The 16,009-nt window shown below is 71.0% G+C and carries 14 protein-coding genes; 13 read left to right on the top strand and 1 reads right to left on the bottom strand.

Annotated features, from left to right (window positions below; translation table 11 throughout):
• The first annotated feature begins 8 nt into the window (after positions 1-8).
• The 12 genes from ACX28W_RS01840 (at position 9) to ACX28W_RS01895 (ending at position 13,733) form a co-directional block, all read left to right on the top strand.
• On the top strand, positions 9-1,142 hold the full coding sequence (locus ACX28W_RS01840) for a lipid II:glycine glycyltransferase FemX (RefSeq protein ID WP_458996965.1): 1,134 nt from the start codon (positions 9-11) through the stop codon (positions 1,140-1,142).
• A 196-nt stretch (positions 1,143-1,338) separates the two neighbouring features.
• Positions 1,339-2,313 (top strand): EamA family transporter, encoded by a 975-nt coding sequence (locus ACX28W_RS01845; protein WP_458996966.1) that lies wholly within the window; start codon positions 1,339-1,341, stop codon positions 2,311-2,313.
• Positions 2,314-2,482: 169 nt separating this feature from the next.
• A complete protein-coding gene (locus ACX28W_RS01850) occupies positions 2,483-2,845 on the top strand; it encodes a DUF6247 family protein (RefSeq protein ID WP_458996967.1) in 363 nt (120 codons plus the stop codon).
• Positions 2,842-3,102, top strand: coding sequence for a hypothetical protein (locus tag ACX28W_RS01855; protein ID WP_458996968.1), 261 nt, complete (start codon positions 2,842-2,844; stop codon positions 3,100-3,102). The genes ACX28W_RS01850 and ACX28W_RS01855 overlap by 4 nt, the downstream gene beginning before the upstream one ends.
• Before the next feature lie 224 nt (positions 3,103-3,326).
• On the top strand, positions 3,327-4,136 hold the full coding sequence (locus ACX28W_RS01860) for a TIGR03084 family metal-binding protein (RefSeq protein ID WP_458996969.1): 810 nt from the start codon (positions 3,327-3,329) through the stop codon (positions 4,134-4,136).
• On the top strand, positions 4,133-5,830 hold the full coding sequence (locus tag ACX28W_RS01865; RefSeq protein WP_458996970.1) for an acyclic terpene utilization AtuA family protein: 1,698 nt from the start codon (positions 4,133-4,135) through the stop codon (positions 5,828-5,830). The genes ACX28W_RS01860 and ACX28W_RS01865 overlap by 4 nt, the downstream gene beginning before the upstream one ends.
• A complete protein-coding gene (locus ACX28W_RS01870) occupies positions 5,827-7,425 on the top strand; it encodes an acyl-CoA carboxylase subunit beta (protein ID WP_458996971.1) in 1,599 nt (532 codons plus the stop codon). The genes ACX28W_RS01865 and ACX28W_RS01870 overlap by 4 nt, the downstream gene beginning before the upstream one ends.
• 11 nt (positions 7,426-7,436) lie before the next feature.
• The gene (locus tag ACX28W_RS01875) at positions 7,437-9,284 is read left to right on the top strand and encodes an acetyl/propionyl/methylcrotonyl-CoA carboxylase subunit alpha (RefSeq protein ID WP_458996972.1); all 1,848 of its coding nucleotides are present in this window, start codon (positions 7,437-7,439) and stop codon (positions 9,282-9,284) included.
• A gap of 105 nt (positions 9,285-9,389) precedes the next feature.
• The gene (locus ACX28W_RS01880) at positions 9,390-10,523 is read left to right on the top strand and encodes an acyl-CoA dehydrogenase family protein (RefSeq protein ID WP_458996973.1); all 1,134 of its coding nucleotides are present in this window, start codon (positions 9,390-9,392) and stop codon (positions 10,521-10,523) included.
• 218 nt (positions 10,524-10,741) lie between these two features.
• The gene (locus ACX28W_RS01885; protein ID WP_458996974.1) at positions 10,742-12,316 is read left to right on the top strand and encodes a 4-coumarate--CoA ligase family protein; all 1,575 of its coding nucleotides are present in this window, start codon (positions 10,742-10,744) and stop codon (positions 12,314-12,316) included.
• Entirely contained in the window at positions 12,313-13,065 is a 753-nt protein-coding gene (locus ACX28W_RS01890) for an enoyl-CoA hydratase family protein (RefSeq protein ID WP_458996975.1), read from the top strand. Before ACX28W_RS01885 ends, ACX28W_RS01890 begins: the two co-directional genes overlap by 4 nt.
• Positions 13,062-13,733 carry a TetR/AcrR family transcriptional regulator gene (locus ACX28W_RS01895; RefSeq protein WP_458996976.1) on the top strand — a complete coding sequence of 224 codons (672 nt, stop codon included), beginning with the start codon at positions 13,062-13,064 and terminating at the stop codon, positions 13,731-13,733. Before ACX28W_RS01890 ends, ACX28W_RS01895 begins: the two co-directional genes overlap by 4 nt.
• A gap of 60 nt (positions 13,734-13,793) precedes the next feature.
• Here the strand turns inward: ACX28W_RS01895 and pdxH are convergent, their stop codons facing one another.
• Entirely contained in the window at positions 13,794-14,525 is a 732-nt protein-coding gene (pdxH, locus tag ACX28W_RS01900; RefSeq protein ID WP_458996992.1) for a pyridoxamine 5'-phosphate oxidase, read from the bottom strand.
• Positions 14,526-14,797: 272 nt separating this feature from the next.
• Here pdxH and ACX28W_RS01905 point away from each other — a divergent pair, with 272 nt between their 5' ends.
• Positions 14,798-15,898: a citrate synthase 2 gene (locus ACX28W_RS01905; protein ID WP_458996977.1), complete on the top strand. Its 1,101-nt coding sequence runs from the start codon at positions 14,798-14,800 to the stop codon at positions 15,896-15,898.
• The last annotated feature ends 111 nt before the right edge of the window (positions 15,899-16,009 follow it).

Here is a 16,009-nt window from a genome sequence, read left to right on the forward strand (position 1 = left end):
TGCCGCGTATGAGTGTCCGGAGTCTCCGTCTCCAGGCCATCAGCCGTGAAGAGCATCTGGCGTTCGTCAGGACGCGGCCATCGGCCAGCCATATGCAGGTGCCGTCCTGGGGTGAGGTGAAGCCGGACTGGCGGGCGGAGAGTCTGGGGTGGTTCGACGAGGAGGGGCGGCTCGTCGGGACGGGGCTGGTGTTGTTGCGGCCGTTGCCGAAGGTGAAGCGGTATCTGGCGTATCTGCCGGAGGGGCCGGTCATCGACTGGTATGCCGCGGATCTCGTCGAGCGTTGGCTCGATCCGATGCTGGGGTACCTCAAGGCGCGCGGCGCGTTCACGGTGAAGATGGGGCCACCCGTGGTCGTACGACGTTGGAGCGCGGACGCGGTCAAGGCGGCGATCGCCGATCCGGCGGCGCGGCGGCTGCGGGACGCGGAGCCGACGACGTACGAGCCGCGGGCCTTCGACGTCGCCGAGCGGCTGCGAGGCATGGGGTGGCAGCAGACCGAGGCGGGCGGCGAGGACGGGTTCGCGGCAGGTCAGCCGCGCTATGTCTTCCAAGTGCCGTTCGCCGGGCGGTCGTTGGAGGAGATCCAGCGCGGCCTCAACCAGCAGTGGCGGCGCAACATCAAGAAGGCCGAGAAGGCGGGCGTGAAGGTGGTGCGGGGCGGCCACGACGACCTGCCCGCCTTCTACGAGCTGTACGCGGAGACCGCCGAGCGGGACCGCTTCATCCCCCGCCCGCTGCCCTACTTCCAGCGCATGTGGACCGCGTTGACCGCCGAGGACCCCGACCGCATGCGGCTCTACCTCGCCCACCACGACGGCGACGTCCTCGCCGCGGCCACGATGCTGACCGTCGGCGAACACGTCTGGTACTCCTACGGCGCGTCCACCAGCCGCAAGCGCGAGGTCCAGCCCAACAACGCCATCCAGTGGCGCATGATGACCGACGCCCACGAACTCGGCGCCGCCGTCTACGACTTCCGCGGCATCACCGACACCCTGGAGGAGAGCAACCACCTCCTCGGTCTGCTCCGCTTCAAGTCCGGCGCGGGCGGCGAGGCCATCGAGTACCTCGGCGAGTGGGACTTCCCCCTCAACCGCGTGCTGCACAAGGCGCTCGACCTGTACATGTCCCGCCGCTGACATCACGTACCGCGGGCCGACGGACAGTTCCTGGGGTCTTTCCTGGGGTGCCCTCGTGACGAGGTGCGCTGGGACGGCGCCTGAGATAGACAGGACAGGCCCATAAAGGGTTCACACGCCTGACTGAGTCCATTACTCTGGACCGGACAGTGCAGTGAGATGTACGAATCCTGAGACAAGCCCCCTGGAAGGCCCCGTGAACACCCCCAGCGCCGCCCCGACCGCCTCGACGTCTCCGGCCTCGGCCGCCCCGGGCGCGGCACCCGCGCCCACGACAGGCGGCGACGCCCCGGGCCGACGAGGCGCTCTCGGACCCGTGGGCCTGGTCCTCGCCGGAGGCATCTCCGTACAGTTCGGCGGCGCGCTGGCCGTGACCCTCATGCCGCGCGCCGGGGCGCTGGGTGTCGTGACCCTGCGGCTGCTGGTGGCGGCGATCGTGCTGCTCGTGGTCTGCCGCCCCAAGGTGCGCGGGCACTCACGGGCCGACTGGGGCACGGTCGTCGTCTTCGGCATCACCATGGCCGCGATGAACGGGCTCTTCTACCAGTCGGTCGCCCGCATCCCGCTGGGCCCCGCCGTCACCCTCGAGGTCCTCGGCCCCCTCGTCCTCTCGGTACTCGCCTCCCGCCGCGCCGTGAACCTGGTCTGGGCCGGCCTCGCCCTCGGCGGCGTCTTCCTGCTCGGCGGCGGAGGCTTCAGCAGCCTCGACCCGGTGGGCGTCGCCTTCGCCCTGTCCGCGGGCGCGATGTGGACGGCGTACATCGTCTTCAGCGCCCGTACGGGGCGACGCTTCCCGCAGGCCGACGGGCTGGCGCTGGCCATGGTGGTCGCGGCGGTGCTGTTCCTGCCGCTGGGGATCATCGAGTCGGGGACCCGACTGCTCGACCCGACCACCGTCGCCCTGGGCGCGGCCGTCGCCGTACTCTCCTCGGTCCTGCCGTACACACTTGAACTGCTGGCCCTGCGCCGCCTGCCCGCCTCCACCTTCGCGATCATGATGAGCCTGGAACCGGCCATCGCGGCGACGGCGGGCTTCCTGATCCTCGACCAGGCCCTCTCCACCACGGAGGCCGTCGCGATCGCCCTGGTCATCGCGGCGAGCATGGGGGCGGTGCGGACGCAGGTCGGCCGGGGGCGTGCGAAGGGGCTGGATACCGAACAGGCCTGTTGAACCGGCGCCTGGGCATATCGGAGACGGGTGAGCGAAAAGCGCAAACTGTTCCGCATAGGGATGGCGGTGAACGCTACAGTCGGGTTGATGCTCTGGACCTCTTGCGTCAGATGCAACAGGGGAAGGGCAAGTCCATTACCGGCACCGATGCGACGAAGGGAACGGCAGCGTGAGCGTGCAGCACGCCGAAGCGGCAGGCGACGGACCGCTGATCCCCCGCCCGGAGCGTACTCCGGGAGCCCTCCGCGCCGCCTGCAATGTGGTCGCTCCACAACTCCTGGCTGCCTACGACCAGGCCAAGGATCAGGCCCTGGCGGAGGCCGTGGAACACGGCTCCATCAAGCCCGTCCATGCATATCTCGACCACTGGGCCGCACTCCTCGAGATCGAGCGGCACCCGGAGACGGCGAAGGCGTACCACCGCGCCGAGTACCTTGCCCACGTGGCGACCGTGCCGGACGAGGCGCGTAGGCACCTGGCTACGGCCGGTGGAATCTATCGCGACGCGGCCAAAGCGGTGCACGACGCGTGACCTGGCAGTGGGAATACGTCCCGGACGAGGAGACGGTGGCGGCCGGTGCTCCACCCGCGTTCATCGTCGAGGTGGAGAAGAGGGCGGAGGAACTGGTCAGGGCTGCCCAAGCCCTTCATCTCCATGGGCCTTCCTACCAGGGAGCAGATGAGGGTGCGAAGCACGCGTTCGTGGACGGCGGCTTCTTTGTTTACATGATCACGCCGCGGACGGAACTCGTCTCCATCTGGCAGATCACCATCGACCCCATCGCGTGAGGTCAGCCTTGCCGCCGATCTCCTGATGCGGCACGGCCTCGCTCGATATCGCCCGCGTCATGGGCGGCTGCTCGCGTGTGGAAGATGCGCGACCGACTCGCTTTGTCCGAGATCGACTTCCTCTCGCCATTATTTCAAGCATGCTTGCTTGCTTGTTTCTTGGCCCCCTGCCATGCTCCAGAACGCACCGCACCGCACACCGTCGTGCCCCCAGGAGCGCCATCGTGTCCGACCCGTCGCCCGTGATCGACGATCTGAACCGGGAGAGCGAGGAACTCGACCTGCTGGTGCGGGACTTGGAGGGGAGCGGCTGGGCACGGCCCACCCCCGCCCCCGGCTGGACCATCGCCCACCAGATCGCCCATCTCGCCTGGACCGACCGCTCCGCACTGCTCGCGGTGACCGACGCCGAGGCCTTCGCGAAGGAGGTCGAGAAGGCACTCGCCTCGCCGGGCGGATTCGTGGACCAGGGCGCGGAGGAGGGCGCGGGGCTCCCGCCCGCCGCGCTGCTCGCCGACTGGCGGTCCGGACGAAAGACCCTGGAAGACGCCCTCCGCGCGGCCCCACCCGGAACCCGCTTCCCCTGGTACGGGCCACCCATGTCGGCCGCCTCCATGGCCACCGGCCGACTCATGGAGACCTGGGCCCACGGCCAGGACGTGGCGGACGCGCTGGGTGCGGTGCGCCCAGCCACGGACCGGCTCCGGCATGTGGTGCGCATCGGCGTGCGGGCACGGGACTTCGCGTTCGGGGTACGGGGGCTGGAGCCGCCCGACGAGGAGTTCCGCGTCGAAGTCACCAGTCCGGCAGGGGAGGTGTGGACGTACGGCCCCGAGGGCGCCGCCCAGCGCGTCACCGGCCCCGCCCTCGACTTCTGCCTGCTGGTCGCCCAGCGGGCCCACCGTGCCGATCTCGCCGTACGGGCGCAGGGCCCCGACGCGGACCGGTGGCTGGACATCGCGCAGGCCTTCGCCGGGCCGCCGGGCGCCGGACGGAAACCGAAGCCGAAGCCGAAGGAGGCGGCGGCCGAGTGACCCGCCCCCTGCGCATAGCCAACGCCTCCGGCTTCTACGGCGACCGCTTCGACGCGATGCGCGAGATGCTCACCGGCGGCGAGCTGGACGTCCTGACCGGCGACTACCTCGCCGAGCTGACCATGCTCATCCTGGGCCGCGACCGGCTCAAGGACCCCACGTCCGGGTACGCCCGCACCTTCCTGCGCCAACTGGAGGAGTGCCTCGGCCTCGCGCACGAGCGGCGCGTACGGATCGTCGTCAACGCCGGGGGCCTCAACCCCGCCGGACTCGCGGACGCCGTACGGGAAATGGCCGACCGCCTCGGCATCCCCGTACGCGTCGCCCACGTCGAGGGGGACAACCTCGCCCGCCGCCACCCCGAGAGCCTCGCCGCCCACGCCTACCTCGGCGGTGCCGGAATCACTGCCTGCCTGCGCGAGGGCGCGGACATCGTCGTCACCGGGCGCGTCACGGACGCGGCGCTGGTCACCGGCCCGGCCGTCGCTCACTTCGGCTGGGCCCCGGACGCCTACGACCGGCTCGCGGGCGCCGTCGTCGCCGGGCACGTCCTGGAGTGCGGCACCCAGGCGACGGGCGGCAACTACGCCTTCTTCGCCGAGCACGACCCGGCGGCGCTGCGCCATCCCGGCTTCCCGCTCGCCGAACTCCACGAGGACGGCACCAGCGTCATCACCAAACACGACGGCACCGGCGGCGTCGTCAGCATCGGCACGGTCACCGCGCAACTCCTCTACGAGACCTCCGGCGCCCGGTACGCGGGCCCCGACGTCACCGCCCGCCTCGACACGATCCGGCTCACCGACGACGGCCCCGACCGGGTCCGCATCGACGGCGTACGGGGCGAGCCCCCGCCCCCCACCCTCAAGGTCGGCCTCAACCGCCTCGGCGGCTTCCGCAACGAAGTCGTCTTCGTGCTGACCGGGCTCGACATCGAGGCGAAGGCCGCGCTCGTACGGGACCAGGTGGACGCCGCGCTCGACGCCGCCAAGTCCCGCCCGTCGGACGTGCGGTGGGACCTCGCCCGCACCGACCACCCCGACGCCCCCACCGAGGAGACGGCCAGCGCTCTGCTCCACCTCGTCGTACGGGACCGGAACCAGGACGCCGTGGGCCGCGCGCTGAGCGGCGCCGCCGTGGAACTGGCCCTCGCCGGCTACCCCGGCTTCCATGTGCTCTCACCACCCGGAAAGGGCGCGCCCTACGGGGTCTTCGAAGACGTGTACGTCGACCAAGGCGCCGTGGATCACGTGGCGGTCCTGCACGACGGACGCCGCATCCCGGTAGCCCCGGCCCTCCACACCCTCGAACTGGAGCCCGCCCCGGAACCGTCCCTGCCCGAGCCCCCGCTCCCCGGCGCGCCGACCCGCAGGGCCCCGCTCGGCCTGGTCGCCGGCGCCCGCAGCGGCGACAAGGGCGGCAACGCGAACGTCGGCGTCTGGGCCCGCACGGACGACGCCTGGCGTTGGTTGGCCCATGAGCTGACAGATGACAGATTTCAGAATCTGATAACTGAAAGTCGTCATCTGAAAGTTGTCCGACATCTGCTCCCCAACCTCCGCGCCCTCAACTTCGTCGTCGAAGGGATCCTCGGCGAGGGCGTCGCCGCCCAGCACCGTTTCGATCCCCAGGCCAAGGGCCTCGGCGAATGGCTCCGCTCCCGTCACCTGGACATCCCGGAGAGCCTCCTGTGACCGTCCTTTCCTCCGCGCTGGATCTCAACAGCCCCGAGTACACGGCGAACCGCGCCGCCATGCTCGCGAAACTCACCGAGCTGGACGCCGAGCACGCCAAGGCGCTCGCGGGCGGCGGCGAGAAGTACGTCGCCCGGCACCGCGCGCGCGGCAAGCTGCTCGCCCGCGAGCGCATCGAACTGCTGCTCGACCCGGACACGCCGTTCCTGGAACTGTCGCCGCTCGCGGCCTGGGGAAGCGACTACACGGTCGGCGCCTCGCTGGTCAGCGGCATCGGTGTGGTCGAAGGGGTCGAATGCCTGATCACCGCCAACGATCCCACCGTACGCGGCGGTGCCAGCAACCCCTGGAGCCTGAAGAAGGCGCTGCGGGCCAATGACATCGCCCTCGCCAACCGGCTGCCCTGCATCAGCCTCGTCGAGTCGGGCGGCGCCGACCTGCCGTCCCAGAAGGAGATCTTCATCCCCGGGGGCGCGATCTTCCGCGACCTCACGCGGCTGTCGGCGGCCGGCATCCCGACCGTCGCCGTCGTCTTCGGGAACTCCACCGCCGGGGGCGCGTACATCCCGGGCATGTCCGACCACGTGATCATGGTCAAGGAGCGCGCCAAGGTCTTCCTGGGCGGGCCGCCGCTGGTGAAGATGGCCACCGGCGAGGAGAGCGACGACGAGTCGCTGGGCGGCGCCGAGATGCACGCGCGCGTGTCGGGTCTCGCCGACTACTTCGCCCTCGACGAGCAGGACGCGCTCCGGCAGGCCCGGCGGGTGGTCGCCCGCCTCGACCTCCGCAAGGCGTACGGCGATCCAGGCCCGGCGTCCCCTCCCAAGTACGACCCGGACGAGCTGCTCGGCATCGTCCCCGGCGATCTCAGACACCCCTTCGACCCGCGCGAGGTCATCGCCCGAGTCGTCGACGACTCCGACTTCGACGAGTTCAAGCCCCTCTACGGGACGAGCCTGACCACCGGCTGGGCGACGCTCCACGGCTACCCGGTCGGCGTGCTGGCCAACGCCCAAGGGGTGCTCTTCAGCGCCGAGTCCCAGAAGGCGGCCCAGTTCATCCAGCTGGCCAACCAGCGCGACATCCCCCTCCTCTTCCTGCACAACACCACCGGCTACATGGTCGGCAAGGAGTACGAGCAGGGCGGCATCATCAAGCACGGCGCGATGATGATCAACGCGGTGAGCAACAGCCGCGTCCCACACCTGTCCGTGCTCATGGGGGCGTCGTACGGAGCCGGTCACTACGGCATGTGCGGGCGGGCCTACGACCCGCGCTTCCTCTTCGCCTGGCCCAGCGCCAAGTCCGCCGTCATGGGCCCCCAGCAGCTCGCGGGCGTGCTGTCCATCGTCGCCCGGCAGTCGGCCGTCGCCAAGGGACAGCCGTACGACGAGGACGCCGACGCCGCGCTGCGCGCCATGGTGGAGCAGCAGATCGAGTCGGAGTCCCTGCCGATGTTCCTGTCCGGGCGGCTGTACGACGACGGGGTCATCGACCCGCGCGACACGCGCACCGTCCTCGGCCTGTGCCTGTCCGCGATCCACACGGCGCCCTACGAGGGCGCGCGCGGTGGCTTCGGCGTCTTTCGCATGTGAGGAGTGTCCTGTTGATCGCCAGTGTGCTCGTCGCCAACCGCGGCGAAATCGCCTGCCGTGTCTTCCGTACGTGCCGTGAGTTGGGGATCCGGACGGTCGCCGTGCACTCCGACGCCGACAAAAACGCCCTCCACGCGCGCGTGGCCGACGCGGCGGTACGGCTGCCCGGCGCGGCGCCCTCCGATACGTATCTGCGCGGCGACCTGATCGTGAAGGCGGCCCTGAGCGCGGGCGCGGACGCCGTGCACCCGGGGTACGGCTTCCTCTCCGAGAACGCCGACTTCGCGCGCGCCGTCCTCGACGCGGGCCTGGTCTGGATCGGGCCGCCGCCCGAGGCGATCGAGGCGATGGCCTCCAAGACGCGCGCCAAGAAGCTGATGGGCCTCGACGCCCTGTCGACGGTGACGGCGGACGACCTGCCCGTGCTGGTGAAGGCGGCCGCGGGCGGCGGCGGACGCGGCATGCGCGTCGTACGGGAACTCGGCGACCTCGACGCCGAGCTGACGGCCGCCCGCGCCGAGGCCCTCGGCGCCTTCGGTGACGGCGAGGTCTTCGTCGAGCCCTACGTGGAGGGCGGTCGCCACGTCGAGGTGCAGATCCTCGCCGACACGCACGGCACGGTGTGGGCGCTCGGCACGCGCGACTGCTCGCTCCAGCGGCGTCACCAGAAGGTCATCGAGGAGGCTCCGGCCCCCGGACTCGGAGAGCTCACGCAGACCCTCCACGACCTGTCCGTACGCGCCGCCCGAGCCGTCGACTACGTGGGCGCCGGCACGGTCGAGTTCCTGATCGCGGACGGCAGGGCCCACTTTCTGGAGATGAACACCCGCCTCCAGGTCGAACACCCCGTGACGGAAGCGGTCTTCGACATCGACCTCGTCGCACTCCAGATCCAGGTGGCGGAGGGCGCAGCCCTCGAAAACGACCCTCCACGCGCGCGTGGTCACGCGATCGAGGCCCGCCTGTACGCCGAGGACCCGGCGAACGCGTGGGCCCCACAGACCGGCACGCTCCACCGGCTCGCGGTGCCGGACGTGCGCCTGGACACCGGCTACACCGACGGCGATCCGATCGGCGTCCACTACGACCCGATGCTCGCCAAGGCCGTCGCCCACGCCCCCACCCGCGCCGAGGCCCTGCGCAAACTGGCGGGCGCCCTGGAGAGGGCGACGATCCACGGCCCGGTCACCAACAGGGAGCTGCTCGTACGGTCCCTGCGGCATCCGGAGTTCGCCGACGCCCGCATGGACACCGGCTTCTACGACCGCCACCTCGCCACGCTCACGACGCCCGCCCCGGACCCGTACGCCCCTCTCGCCGCCGCCCTCGCGGACGCGCACGGCCGTTCCCGGTTCGGCGGCTGGCGGAACCTCCCCTCCCAGCCGCAGACCAAGCGCTACGCCAGGGCCGGCACCGAGCACGAGGTCCACTACCACCACACCCGCGACGGCCTGACCACCACCGAGGCCGACGGGGTGCGCGTGCTGCACGCGGACGCCCGTCTCGTCGTACTCGAAGTGGACGGCGTACGAAGGAAGTTCGAGGTGACGCGCTACGGCGCCCAGATCTTCGTGAACGCCACCCCCCTCACCGCCCTGCCCCGCTTCCCCGACCCCACAGCCCAGCAGGCTCCGGGCTCGCTCCTGGCCCCGATGCCCGGCACGGTCGTCCGCGTCGCCGAGGGCCTGGCCGTCGGAGCCGCTGTGGCGGCCGGAGAGCCCCTTCTGTGGCTGGAGGCGATGAAGATGGAGCACCGCGTGTCCGCGCCGACCGCAGGCACGCTCAGTGCCCTGCACGCGACTCCCGGCCAACAGGTGGAGGTAGGCGCGCTACTGGCGGTAGTGGATCCGACTCCGTGAGAAAAGCGCCCCTTCAGGGGCGCGGCGCCGTTACGCCCATGCGGCTCCGCCGCATGGGCGTGACCAGCCACATACAGCCCGCACCCGTCCACACTCAGGAGCCCCATGCCCCCCGTCACAGAAACCGAAGAACACGCCACCCTCCGCACCGCCGTGGCCGCCCTGGGCAAACGCCACGGCCACCACCACAACCCCGAAGACCTCTGGTCCGACGCGGCCAAGCTCGGCTACCTGGGCGTCAACCTGCCAGAGGCATACGGCGGCGGAGGCGGCGGCATCTCCGAACTCTCCCTCGTCCTCGAAGAGCTGGGCGCCGCGGGCTGCCCCCTCCTGATGATGGTCGTCTCGCCCGCGATCTGCGGCACGGTGATCGCCCGCTTCGGCACGGACGCCCAAAAACAACAATGGCTGCCCGGCATGGCCGACGGCACCCGCACCATGGCCTTCGGCATCACCGAACCCGACGCCGGCTCCAACTCCCACCGGATCACCACCACGGCCCGCCGGGACGGCGACGACTGGATCCTGAACGGCCGCAAGGTGTTCATCTCCGGCGTCGACATCGCCGACGCCACGCTCATCGTGGGTCGAACGGAAGACTCACGTACGGGCCGCCTCAAGCCCTGCCTGTTCATCGTCCCGCGCGACGCGGACGGCTTCGGGCGGCGGCGGATCGAGATGGAACTCCGGAGCGCGGAGAAGCAGTTCGAGCTGACCCTCGACGAGGTGCGGCTGCCCGCCGACGCGCTCGTCGGAGACGAGGACGCGGGCCTGCTCCAGCTCTTCGCCGGGCTCAACCCGGAGCGCGTGATGACGGCCGCGTTCGCGATCGGCATGGGCCGCTTCGCGCTCTCCAGGGCCATCGAGTACGCCCGCGAGCGCACCGTCTGGAAGGACCCCATCGGCGCCCACCAGGCCGTCGCCCATCCCCTCGCGCAGGCCCACATCGAGCTCGAACTCGCCCGCCTGATGATGCAGAAGGCGGCGTTCCTGTACGACTCCGGGGACGACGCCGGCGCCGGGGAGGCCGCGAACATGGCCAAGTACGCGGCAGGTGAGGCCTGCGTGAAGGCGGTCGACCAGGCCGTGCACACCCTCGGCGGCAACGGCCTCACGCGCGAGTTCGGTCTCGCCTCGCTGATAACGGCCTCGCGCGTGGCTCGTATTGCCCCGGTGAGCCGGGAGATGATTCTCAACTACGTCTCCCACCAGACCCTGGGCCTGCCCAAGTCCTACTAGGTCCTGTCGTCAAATTCCCGCCTGCCTCGCGACGCCCTGCACGTACTCTCGCCGCACCGGGCACAGACCCACGTACAACCAGTACGAGGGCCTGCGCCCGGCGCGCCGAGAGCACGCACCTACGTTAAACATCAGCCGCTCCGCAGCGGGCGCGAGGCCCGCCCTCCGGGCGGACGACGGGAATGTGACGACAGGCCCCAGCCGCTCTAGGAGGAACCGTGTTCCGCAGCCAGTACGCAGACGTTCCGGCCGTCGAGGAACCCATCCACGAAGCGGTCCTCGGCCGCGCGGCCGAGCGCGGCGACACACCCGCACTCGTCGACGGAGTCGACGGCACCACGCTCACCTACGCCCAACTGGACCACTTCCACCGCCGGCTGGCCGCCGCGTTCGCCGACGCGGGCGTCCGCAAGGGCGACGTACTGGCCCTGCACAGCCCGAACACGATCGCCTTCCCCACGGCATTCTACGCCGCCACGCGCGCGGGGGCGTCGGTCACCACCGTGCACCCGCTCGCCACGCCCGAGGAGTTCGCCAAGCAGCTGCGCGACAGTGCCGCGAGCTGGATCGTGACCGTCTCGCCGCTCCTGGGGGCGGCGCGGCAGGCCGCCGAACTCGCGGGCGGCGTACGGGAGATCTTCGTCTGCGACAGCGCGCCGGGGCACCGCTCGCTGATCGACCTGCTCGGCTCCACCGCGCCCGAACCGCAGATCGACATCGACCCGGTGACGGACGTCGCGGCCCTCCCGTACTCCTCCGGGACCACCGGCATACCCAAGGGCGTGATGCTCACCCACCGGTCCATCGCCACGAACCTGGCGCAGCTCTCGCCGACCATGCCGATGGGCCCCGGCGACCGCGTCCTCGCCGTGCTGCCCTTCTTTCACATATACGGGCTCACTGCCCTCATGAACGCGCCGCTGCGGCAGGGCGCCACCGTCGTCGTACTTCCCCGCTTCGACCTCGAGACCTTCCTCGCGGCCATCCAGCAGCACCGCATCAACGCCCTGTACGTGGCCCCGCCGATCGTCCTCGCCCTCGCCAAACACCCGGCTGTCGCGCAGTACGACCTGTCGTCGCTGAGGTACATCATCTGCTCCGCGGCCCCCCTGGACGCCGCCTTGGCGGCCGCCTGCTCACGGCGGCTCGGCCTGCCACCGATCGGCCAGGCGTACGGCATGACCGAGCTGTCGCCCGGGACGCACGTCGTCCCCCTGGACGCCGAAAACCCGCCCCCAGGGACAGTCGGCAAGCTCATCGCCGGCACGGAGATGCGCATCGTGTCCCTGGACGACCCCTCCCAGGACGTGGGCGTCGGAGAGGCCGGCGAGATCGTCATCCGCGGTCCCCAGGTCATGAAGGGCTACCTGGGACACCCCGACGCCACCGCCGCGATGATCGACCCGGACGGCTGGCTGCACACCGGGGACGTCGGCCATGTGGACGCCGACGGCTGGCTGTTCGTCGTCGACCGCGTCAAGGAGCTCATCAAGTACAAGGGCTTCCAGGTCGCGCCCGCCGAACTCGAGGCCCTGTTGCTGACCCACCCCGGCATCGCGGACGCCGCCGTCATCGGGGTCTACAACGACGACAACAACGAAGTCCCGCACGCCTACGTGGTGCGCCAGCCGTCCGCCACCGGTTCCTCCGACCTCTCCGAAGGAGACGTCATGATGTACGTCGCCGAGCGCGTCGCCCCGTACAAGAGGGTGCGCGGCGTCACCTTCATCGAGGGCGTGCCACGGGCCGCCTCCGGGAAGATCCTGCGCCGGGAACTGCGGGCCCGCCGGTGACCGCCGTCCCCACACCCACCGTTGTCCGTCCGGCGCACGACCGCGCCATCACCACCCTCACCCTCGACTCGCCCCACAACCGCAACGCCCTCTCGGCCGCCCTCGTGGGCGGACTGTCGGACGCGCTCACGCGGTGCGACAGGGACCGCGACGTCCGCGCGATCGTCCTCACCCACACCGGGAACACGTTCTGTGCGGGCGCGGATCTGCGTGACCCGCCGCACCCGGACTCGCTCGTCGCCTTGCTGCGGCAGATCGTCGAGCTGCACAAGCCGGTGGTGGCCCGGGTGACGGGCCATGTGCGGGCGGGCGGACTGGGTCTCCTAGGGGCGTGCGACATGGCGATCGCCTCCAGGGAGGCCACTTTCGCCTTCACGGAGGTACGTGTCGGCGTCGCGCCCGCCGTCATCTCCCTCCCCCTGCTGTCCCGTACGGACCCACGCGCCCTCGCCCGCTACTACCTCACCGGCGAACGCTTCGACGCGGCGGAGGCGGTACGGACGGGCCTGCTGACGGCGGCGGGCGACGATGTCGACGCGAGTCTCGCCCCTGTCCTGGCCGGTCTGCGCCGGGCGTCCCCGCAGGGCCTGGCCGAGACGAAGAAGCTGCTCACGGCTAGGGTGCTGGAGGCCTTCGACCGGGACGCGGCCGCCCTGACCGCGCTCTCGGCCGAGTTGTTCTCCTCCGCGCAGGCCGCCGAGGGGATGACGGCCTTCCTCGAACGACGGGATCCCGCATGGGTGGTATGACCACGGTCGACGGTGTCGAGCGCGCCGACGGTGTCGACCGTGCCGAGCGTGCTGACCGTGTTGAGCGCGTTGACCGTGTTGAGCGTGTTGAGCGCGTTCCCAAGCAGGACCGCAGCCGGGCCACCCGGCAGCGGCTCCTGGCGGCCGCCGTGGCCTGTCTCGCCGAACACGGCTGGGCGGGCTCGACGGTCTCCGTCGTCGCCGAACGCGCCGGCGTCTCCCGGGGCGCCGCCCAGCACCACTTCCCGACCCGCGAGGACCTGTTCACCGCGGCGGTGGAGTACGTGGCCGAAGAACGCTCCACAGCCCTGCGCGCGCTCTTCCCGGAGGGCGCCGCCGACCGCCGCGCCGTGGTCGCGGCCCTGGTCGACCTCTACACCGGCCCCCTCTTCCGCGCCGCCCTCCACCTCTGGGTCGCCGCCTCCAACGAGGACCAGCTCCGCCCCAGGGTCACCGAGCTGGAGGCCCGCGTCGGCCGCGAGACCCACCGGATAGCCGTGGAACTGCTGGCCGCGGACGAGTCACGGCCGGGCGTACGGGAAACGGTCCAGGGCCTCCTGGACATGGCCCGCGGCCTCGGCCTCGCCAACCTCCTCACGGACGACGGGGGACGACGGGAGGGAGTGGTGGCGCAGTGGGGGGAGATCCTGAACGGGGTACTGGACTGAGGGCCCCCGGCGCTCACGGACTGAGAGCGCCCGGCGCTCGAGGGCTCAGCGCCCCGGCGCTCACGGACTGAGCCGCTCCACCCGCCAGCTGCCGTCCGGTTCCGCCACGTACCGCAGCCGGTCGTGCAGTCGGTTCTCGCGGCCCTGCCAGAACTCGACCGTCTGCGCGGCGATGCGGAAGCCGCCCCAGTTCGGCGGGGCCGGGACCTGCTCGCCCTCCGGGTAGCGGTTGCTCAGCTCCTCGTACGCGGCGTCGAGTTCGGCGCGGGAGAAGATGACCGAGGACTGGGCGCTGGCCCAGGCGCCCAGCTGGGAGCCGTGCGGGCGGGTACGGAAGTACGCGGCCGTCTCGTCACGGCCGGTGCGCCGCGCCGTGCCGGTGACGATGACCTGGCGGGCCAGCGGGTGCCAGGGGAAGAGCAGCGAGACGTACGGATTCTCGGCCAGCTCGCGGGCCTTGCGGGAGTCGTAGTTGGTGTAGAAGACGAACCCCTGTTCGTCGTACTGCTTGAGCAGCACCGTGCGCGAGCTGGGCCGCCCCTCCGCGTCCGCCGTGGAGACGACCATCGCGTTCGGCTCGTACACCATCCCCCGCGCGGCGGCCTGCGCGGCCTGGTTGAACCAGCGGGCGAACTGGTCCATGGGATGCGCGGCCAGATCGGACTCGGCGAGCCCCTCGGCGCGGTAGTGCTTGCGCATCGCGGCAGGGTCGGCGATGGGGTCGGCGGTGGAATCGGCTGCGGATTCATCCGGGAAGCGGTCGCGGTCGGTCACGCGGTCATCCTGCCGTATCCAGGCCCCCAACCGGCGGGGTGGGGTTCATCACCCAGTGGCACTGAGTGCCGCACAGTCTCCTCAGCGATGGCACTCGGGGATATGGTGCTGCGACACGGGGCATCACCGGGATGACGTACCGGACCGCGAGTTCACGAGCCGACCGTGGAACCGGATGTCGACCACCCATCACCGACGCGTGATTCCACTGCATCGAATCCCCCCGGCAACCCCCGGCCGGCCAAGCGCCCCGCAAACCGCCTGTCGCACACATCATGAGGAGCCGCCTGATGTCCGACTTCGTACCCGGACTCGAAGGAGTCGTAGCGTTCGAGACGGAGATCGCCGAACCGGACAAGGAGGGCGGCGCCCTCCGGTACCGGGGCGTCGACATCGAGGATCTGGTCGGCCAGGTCACCTTCGGAAACGTCTGGGGGCTCCTCGTCGACGGCGCCTTCAACCCCGGCCTGCCGCCCGCCGAGCCGTTCCCGATCCCCGTGCACTCCGGCGACATCCGCGTCGACGTCCAGTCCGCGCTCGCCATGCTCGCCCCCGCCTGGGGCCTCAAACCCCTGCTCGACATCGACGAGGCGCAGGCCCGCGAGGACCTCGCCCGGGCCGCCGTCATGGCCCTCTCCTACGTCGCCCAGTCCGCCCGCGGTCAGAGTCTGCCCATGGTTCCGCAGCGCGAGATCGACAAGGCGCACTCGATCACCGAACGCTTCATGATCCGCTGGCGCGGCGAACCGGACCCCAAGCACGTCGCCGCGGTGGACGCCTACTGGACCTCCGCGGCGGAGCACGGCATGAACCCCTCCACCTTCACCGCCCGCGTCATCGCCTCGACGGGCGCGGACGTGGCGGCCGCGCTCTCCGGAGCCGTGGGCGCCATGTCGGGGCCGCTGCACGGCGGCGCCCCCTCCCGCGTCCTCGGCATGATCGAGGAGATCGAACGCACCGGCGACGCGGAGGCGTACGTCAAGAAGGCACTGGACAAGGGCGAACGCCTGATGGGCTTCGGCCACCGGGTCTACCGCGCCGAGGACCCGCGCGCGCGGGTCCTGCGCCGCACCGTCCGCGAGCTCGGCGCCCCCCGCTACGAGATCGCCGAGGCGCTGGAGAAAGCGGCCCTGGCCGAACTGCACGCCCGCCGCCCGGACCGCGTCCTGGCGACGAACGTCGAGTTCTGGGCGGCCATCGTCCTCGACTTCGCCGAGGTCCCGGCACACATGTTCACGGCGATGTTCAGCTGCGCCCGCACAGCCGGCTGGTCGGCGCACATCCTGGAGCAGAAGCGCACGGGACGCCTCGTACGCCCGTCCGCGCGCTATATGGGCCCCGGCCCGCGCAAGCCTCAGGAGGTCAAGGGATACGAGCACATCGCACACTAGGGCCTGTCCGGCATGATCCGCCGGACAGGCCCTAACTGATCGTTTCAGAATGAGGTTCGGAGTCGTCTCAAGCAGATGATGCTGCAGGCGAGTTGGAGTAGGCCGAGGTGG

It is taken from the genome of Streptomyces sp. SD15 (genome assembly GCF_054462255.1).